The 4,301-nt window shown below is 69.0% G+C and carries 2 protein-coding genes; both read left to right on the top strand.

Annotated features, from left to right (window positions below):
* Positions 1–272 precede the first annotated feature (272 nt).
* Positions 273–1,538, top strand: coding sequence for a diaminopimelate decarboxylase (gene lysA, locus OM960_RS25210; RefSeq protein ID WP_264773915.1), 1,266 nt, complete (start codon positions 273–275; stop codon positions 1,536–1,538).
* Positions 1,539–1,584: 46 nt separating this feature from the next.
* Positions 1,585–4,167 carry a TIGR02302 family protein gene (locus tag OM960_RS25205; RefSeq protein ID WP_354003584.1) on the top strand — a complete coding sequence of 861 codons (2,583 nt, stop codon included), beginning with the start codon at positions 1,585–1,587 and terminating at the stop codon, positions 4,165–4,167.
* Positions 4,168–4,301 lie beyond the last annotated feature (134 nt).

The raw sequence follows: 4,301 nt of genomic DNA, 5'->3' as shown, positions 1-4,301 counted from the left end.
CGCCCACTCATCGTCCGACATCAGGTCTCGTGCCAAGCTGGTCTCCATCGCAGATACCAGCTTGAATCATGATCAGGCGTCCGTGTGAATCCCTTTTGTCAACAGGCCCTAGGGCGCGCACAGCCCTTTCTGGCATGCAGGTGGCCAGCGTCCGCAGCGCCCCTCAAAGCCGAACCACCGGTCCCGGCCCCGCCCGGAGAATGGCTTTCCTTGCCCCCCGCGATGCTCTACATCGGCGCGAACGGATGGACGCAGCGTAAGGCGCTTCTGACATGGACCATTTCCTCTATCGCGACGGCGCGCTTCATGCCGAGGACGTGGCGATCTCCGAGATCGCGGCTGCGGTCGGCACACCGTTCTACGTCTATTCGACCGCGACGCTGACAAGGCACTTCAAGCTCTTCGAGGAGGCGCTGTCGCCCTTGCCGCATCTCGTCTGCTTCGCGATGAAGTCGAACGCCAACCTTGCGGTGATCCGCACGCTTGCCGGGCTCGGCGCCGGGATGGATGTCGTCTCGATCGGCGAGTATCTCAAGGCGAAGGCCGCCGGCGTGCCCGGCGAACGCATCGTCTTTTCCGGCGTTGGCAAGACGCGGGCCGACATGCGGACCGCGCTCGAAGGCGGCATCCGCCAGTTCAACGTCGAGAGCGAGCCGGAGCTTCTGGCCCTGAACGAGGTCGCGGTCTCGCTCGGCCTGCGCGCGCCGATCACGATCCGGGTCAACCCGGATGTCGACGCGAAGACCCATGAGAAGATCGCCACCGGCAAGAAGGAAAACAAGTTCGGCATCCCGATCAGCCGCGCCCGCGCGGTCTATGCCGAGGCGGCGGCGCTAAAGGGGATCGAGGTGGTCGGCATCGACGTCCATATCGGCAGCCAGCTTGTCGACCTGGAGCCGTTCGAGCAGGCCTATCTCAAGGTCGCCGAGTTGACGAAGCTGCTCCGTGCCGACGGCCACGACATCCGCCGGCTCGACCTCGGCGGCGGGCTCGGGATTCCCTACGAGCGGTCGAACGCGGCGCCGCCGCTGCCTCTCGACTACGGCGCGGTGATCAAGCGCACCGTCGGCGATCTCGGCTGCGAGATCGAGATCGAGCCGGGGCGGCTCATCTCCGGCAATGCCGGGCTCCTGGTCAGCGAGGTGATCTACGTGAAGTCCGGCGAGGAGCGCGAGTTCCTCATCGTCGACGCGGCGATGAACGATCTCGTGCGGCCCTCGATGTACGGCGCGCATCACGATATCGTTCCGGTGATCGAGCCCGCGCCCGGCACCGAGACCCAGCCCTACGACATCGTCGGCCCGGTCTGCGAGACCGGCGACACCTTCGCCAAGCAGCGCCCGCTGCCGCCCTTGAAGGCCGGCGACCTCATCGCCTTCCGGTCTGCCGGCGCCTATGGTGCGGCGATGGCCTCGGAATACAACATGCGCCCGCTCATTCCCGAGGTTCTGGTGAACGGGGATCAATTCGCCGTAATTCGCGCCCGTCCGACCTATGACGAGATGATAAACCGCGATACTCTCCCTTCGTGGCTCTGACGCGCATGTTCGCGCGGTCGGGGCGGAACGGAGACCGGCGGCCGGTGTGACCAGGATCAAGCCCCTTCCGCACGCGGTGCTGAGGCACCTCAGATGGCCCGTGCGCCTGACGCGGGCCGGAATGGTGGCCGAACGCATCACCCGCGGCTTCTGGCCGGTCTGGACCATCCTCTTCGCGCTCATCGCCGCCCTTGCGTTCGGCCTGCACGAGACGCTGCCGGTCGAGGCTTTGTGGATCGGCGGCGTGATCGCGCTCGGCGGGCTCGGCTGGGCGCTGCTGCGCGGCATCCTGAGGTTCCGCTGGCCCACCCGCGCCGAGGCGCTGGCGCGGCTCGACCTGACCCTGCCCGGGCGCCCGATCGCGGCGCTTGGCGATGCTCTGGCGCTCGGCACAGAGGATGACGGGTCGCGCACCGTCTGGCGCGCCCACATCGCCCGCATGGCCGCCCGCGCCGCCACCGCCCGCGCGGCCGCGCCGGACCTGCGCGTCGCCGCCCGCGATCCCTTTGCCTTGCGTTACGCCGCGCTCACCGCCTTCGTCGCAGCACTCCTCTTCGGGTCGCTCTGGCGGATCGCCGAGGTGCCGGGGCTCGCCGCGCCGGGCGGCGAGGCGCTGGCCGCCGGCGGCCCCTCGTGGGAAGCCTGGGTCGAGCCGCCGGCCTATACCGGGCGGCCGAGCCTCTATCTCAACACCATCGACGCGGGCACGATCGAGTTGCCGGAAGGCAGCCGCGTCACGCTGCGGCTTTACGGCGCGGTCAGTGATCTCGGCGTCGAGGAAACCGTCTCGGGCCGCGCGCCGCTGCCGGAAGATGGCGAGGCGCCGGTCGATACCGCGAGTGTCCGCGCGATCGATTTCGAGGCGGTGCAAAGCGGCCGCCTCGCGATCACCGGCACCGGCGGGCGGGAATGGCGGCTGACGGTGCTGCCAGACGCTCCACCTACGGTGGCGATCACCGGCAAGGTCATGCGCGAGGCTGACGGCACGATGTCGCAGCCCTTCACTGCGAGCGACGATTACGCCGTTGCGGCGGGGCGGGCGCTGGTCGAGCTCGACCTCGGTGCGGTCGACCGCCACCACGGGCTCGGTCCCGATCCCGAGCCGCGCGAGGTGCTGATCTACGACCTGCCGATGCCGATCACCGGCAGCCGCGCCGAGTTCGCCGAGGCGCTGGTGGAGGATGCCTCCAAGCATCCCTGGGCCAACCTGCCGGTGAAGATGACCTTCGAGGTCGTCGATGGTCGCGACCAGACCGGCACGAGCGAGACCGAGACGCTGGTGCTGCCGGGCCGGCGGTTCTTCGACCCGGTCGCTGCCGCGATGATCGAGCTGCGCCGCGACCTCCTGTGGACCCGCGACAACGCCCGCCGCGTCAGCCAGATCCTGCATGCGCTGACCCACCGGCCCGAAGGCCTGCTGCGCAACGAGCGCGCCTACCTGATGATCCGCGTCGCGATGCGCCGGCTCGACGCGGCGCTGGTGCAGGGCCCCCTCAGCACGGCGATGCGCGACGAGCTTGCCGAGGCACTCTGGGAGATCGCCGAGCTGATCGAGGATGGCGGGCTCGCCGATGCGCTCGAACGGATGCACCAGGCGCAGGAACGGCTCTCGGAGGCGATCCGCCGTGGCGCCTCGCCCGAGGAGATTCAGCGCCTGATGGACGAGCTCCGGCAGGCGACGAACGACTATATCCGCAAGCTGGCCGAAAACATGGAGCGGCAGGGCGCGGACGAGCCGAGCCAGCAGGCCCAGAACAACCAGCAGATCACCGGCGACCAGCTCCAGCAGATGATGGACGAGATCCAGCGGCTGATGGAGGAAGGCCGGATGGCCGAAGCGCAGGAACTGCTCGACCAGCTCAGCCGGATGATGGAGAACCTGCGCGTGACCGAGGGCCAGAACGGCGAGGGCCAGCAGGGGCCGGGCGGCCAGGCGATGGAGGATCTGCGCCAGACGCTCCGCGACCAGCAGGGCCTGTCGGACGAGGCGTTCCGCGATCTGCAACAGCAATTCGGCGACCAGCAGGGTCAGCAAGGCCAGCAGGGTCAGAACGGTCAGCCGGGCGAAGGCCAGGCGCAGCAGGGCCAGGACGGCCAGACGCCCGACGGGACCGGCGAGGGCCTGAGCGGCGAGCGCAGTCTTGCCGAGCGCCAGCGCTCCCTGCGCGACACCCTGCGCCAGCAGGAGGGAAACTTGCCCGGCTCACCCTCGGACGAGCGCGAGGCGGCGCGCCGCGCCCTCGACGAGGCCGGGCGCGCGATGGAGGGGGCGGAGGAGGCGCTGCGGCGCGACGATCTGCCCGAGGCGATCGACCGCCAGGCCGAGGCGATCGAGAACCTGCGCGAGGGCCTGCGCAATCTCGGCGAGGCGCTGGCGCAGAACCAGCCGGGGCAGCCCGGCAATCAGGGCGAGGCGTTCGGCGATGCGAACCAGCAGATGCCGCGCGATCCCCTCGGCCGGATGGCCGGGCAGTCGGGACGGATCGGTACCGACGAGAACATGCTGCAGGGCACCGATGTCTACCGCCGCGCGCGCGACCTGCTCGACGAGATCCGCCGCCGTTCGGGAGACCAGACCCGCCCGACCGAAGAGCTCGATTACTTGAAACGCCTGCTCGACCGGTTCTGATCCGCCATCGCCGGATCAGCTAGGGCCTGTTGACAAAAGGGATTCACACGGACGCCTGATCATGATTCAAGCTGGTATCTGCGATGGAGACCAGCTTGGCACGAGACCTGATGTCGGACGATGAGTGGGCGTTC

The sequence above is a fragment of the Defluviimonas salinarum genome (assembly GCF_026013545.1).
Classification (GTDB): domain Bacteria; phylum Pseudomonadota; class Alphaproteobacteria; order Rhodobacterales; family Rhodobacteraceae; genus Albidovulum; species Albidovulum salinarum.
Note: the sequence above shows the minus strand (reverse complement) of the source record. Positions and strands in the feature narration are given on the sequence as shown.